Raw genomic sequence first — 2,746 nt, 5'->3', positions numbered from 1 at the left:
GACGGGCGAGCAGTTCTCGGCCGCGGAGGCGCTGCGGATCGGCCTCGTGAACAAGGTCGTGCCTGCAGCCGAGGTGATGCGCGAAGCGCGCCGCTACGCGGAGATCATCTGCGAGAACGGGCCCCTCGCCGTGCAGGCGGTCAAGCGCTCGGTGCTGGCGGGCCTCGGCCTGCCGACCGCGCAGGCGCTCGAGAAGGAGCAGGAGATCGGCGTGCCGGCCGCCATGTCCGAGGATGCGAAGGAGGGGACGCGGGCGTTCAAGGAGAAGCGGAAGCCGGTCTTCAAGGGCCGCTGAAGGGGAGCGTCATGCTGTCACCGCCCGCGCTGGATCCCGCCGCCGTCGCCGAGCGCACCGGCTCGCCGTACCCGCCGCCGCTCGACGAGCCGTGCCGCCACCGCGGGAAGCGGGCGCTCGGCAACGAGCTCGGCCTCACGCACTTCGGCGTGAACCTGACCCGGCTCGAGCCCGGGGCCTGGTCGGCGCAGCGCCACTGGCACACGCGCCAGGACGAGTTCGTCTACGTCCTCCAGGGCGAGCTGGTGCTCGTGACCGATGCGGGCGAGCAGACGCTCCGCGCCGGCATGGCGGCGGGCTTCCCCGCCGGGAAACCGGAAGGGCACCATCTCGTCAACCGTTCTCACGCGCCCGCGCTCTACCTCGAGGTTGGCGACCGCACGTCCGGCGACGAGGCCCACTATCCCGACGTTGACCTCTTCCTGTCGGCCGACTTCGTCATGCGCCACAAGAGCGGCGAGCCGTACTGACGTGCTCTACAATCTCGTCTCGATCCAGGAGTTCCTCGCCCGCCACCTCGGCGACCGCGAGGCGATCGTGTGGCGGGACCGGGTCCTCACCTACGCCGACGTTGCCCGGCGCTCGCGACGGGTGGGGCGCGCGCTCCGCCGCCTCGGCCTCGGCTGCCGGCGCGAGCGCGCGGACCTCCAACCCTGGGAATCGGGCCAGGACCACGTCGCGATCCTCGCCTACAACTGCCCGGAGTGGATCGAGCTGATGTACGGCGCGTGGAAGGCGCGCGCCGCCTTCTTGAACGTCAACTACCGCTACAAGGCCGAGGAGATGGTCCACCTCCTGGGCACCGGGGAGGCGCGCGCGATCGTCTACCACGCGGCGTTCGCCCCGCTCGTCGCCGAGGTGCGGCGGGACCTCCCGCTCCTCCGCCACCTGATCCAGCTCCCCGACGACTCCGGGAACGCGCTCCTGCCGGGCGCGATCGACTTCGAGGCCTGGCTCGCGGCGGAGAGCGACGAGCCCCTCGACCTGCTCTACACGCCCGACGACCTCTACATCATCTTCACCGGCGGCACGACCGGGATGCCGAAGGGCGTCCTCTGGCGCCACGAGGACGTCTACTTCAACGGCCTCGGCGGCCACATCCCGGGCTTCGAGCGCCTCGACACGGAGGAGAAGCTCCTCGCTCACCTCAGCTCCGGACTCGGCGGGCGCTTCCTCGTCGCGCCGCCCTTCATGCACGGCGCCGGCCAGTGGGCCGCCTTCAACACCTTCCACCGCGGCGGCACGGTGATCCTCCCCGACGAGACCCGCCGGCTCGACGCGCACGTGCTCTGGCGCGCGGTCGAGCGCCACCGCGTCGACCAGATGACGATCGTCGGCGACGCCTTCGCCCGCCCGATGCTCGAGGCGCTGCGCGAGGGGCGCTACGACGTGTCGTCGGTGCGCGTGATCGGCAGCACGGCGGCGGTGTTCTCCGCCGGCATCAAGCGCGAGCTCGCGGCGCTCCTGCCCGAGGGAGCGATGTTCATCGAGAGCGTCGGCGCGACCGAGGCGGGCCTGCAGGCGATGAGCTGGGACGCCGCGGCGGGGCCGGGCGGGCAGTCGGCGTATCAACTGCGCGACAACTCCGTCGTGCTGTCCGACGACAGCCGGCGCTTTCTCGCGCCCGGGACGGCCGAGGTCGGGTGGCTCGCGACCAAGGGCCACCTCCCGCTCGGCTACCTCGGCGACCCCGAGCGCACGCGCGCCACCTTTCCGGTGATCGACGGCGTCCGCTACTGCCTCGACGGCGACCGGGCGCGCTTCGCCGACGACGGGCGCCTCGTCTTCCTCGGGCGCGAGTCGATGTGCATCAACACGGGCGGCGAGAAGGTCTACGCCGAGGAGGTAGAGCGCGTGGTGAAGAGCCACCCCGCCGTGTACGACGTGCTGGTCGTCGGCACGCCGAGCCCGCGCTGGGGGCAGCAAGTGACCGCCGTCGTCTCGCTCCGCCCCGGAGCGGCCCTGCCGACCATCGCCGATCTGCGCGCGCACTGCGCGCCCCACCTCGCCGACTACAAGATCCCGCGCGCCGTCCTCGATGCGCCCGAGATCGTGCGCAGCCCGAGCGGGAAGCCGGACTACGCCTGGGCCGCCGAGCACGCCCGCGCCTTCGGAGGATCTCATGCCTGACTGCTACCCGCAGCTGACCGACACGCAGCGCATGGTGCGCGACACCATCCGCCGCATCGTCGAGACGGAGCTCGGGCCCCACGTCGAGGCGATGGAGCACGGCGACGCGCTGCCCTACCCGTACATCCGGAAGCTCGCCGCCGGGCTCGGCATGGCGGGCACGGGCGACCTCCCGGCGGCGATGGCGGCGGCCGCGCCCGAGGATCGGCTCGACTTCCTCGTCCCGGCGTCGGTCGGCATCGAGATCGCGCGCGTGTGCGGCGGCGTGCTCGTGTCCTACGGCGTCAGCTACGGGCAGGTGGCGGGCACGATCCGCAAGCA

At 72.3% G+C, this 2,746-nt stretch carries 4 protein-coding genes; all 4 read left to right on the top strand.

Annotation, left to right across the window (positions count from 1 at the left end; all coding sequences use genetic code 11):
* Positions 1 to 295, top strand: a 295-nt coding sequence (locus E6J59_19395) for a crotonase/enoyl-CoA hydratase family protein (GenBank protein TMB16220.1), incomplete at its 5' end; no start/stop codon positions are given.
* Between the two features lie 11 nt (positions 296 to 306).
* Positions 307 to 765: a cupin domain-containing protein gene (locus E6J59_19390; protein ID TMB16219.1), complete on the top strand. Its 459-nt coding sequence runs from the start codon at positions 307 to 309 to the stop codon at positions 763 to 765.
* Entirely contained in the window at positions 665 to 2,425 is a 1,761-nt protein-coding gene (locus E6J59_19385; protein TMB16218.1) for an acyl-CoA synthetase, read from the top strand. Before E6J59_19390 ends, E6J59_19385 begins: the two co-directional genes overlap by 101 nt.
* A partial coding sequence (locus E6J59_19380; GenBank protein TMB16217.1) for an acyl-CoA dehydrogenase family protein occupies positions 2,334 to 2,746 on the top strand: 413 nt, incomplete at its 3' end. The genes E6J59_19385 and E6J59_19380, both read left to right, overlap by 92 nt.

This window comes from Deltaproteobacteria bacterium (genome assembly GCA_005879795.1).
Lineage (GTDB): Bacteria > Desulfobacterota > Binatia > DP-6 > DP-6 > DP-6.
Note: the sequence above shows the minus strand (reverse complement) of the source record. Positions and strands in the feature narration are given on the sequence as shown.

What these genes read in the sequence shown, in the direction of transcription:
- E6J59_19390 (TMB16219.1), top strand. Translation starts at nt 307, where the DNA reads ATGCTGTCACCGCCCGCGCTGGATCCCGCCGCCGTCGCCGAGCGCACC.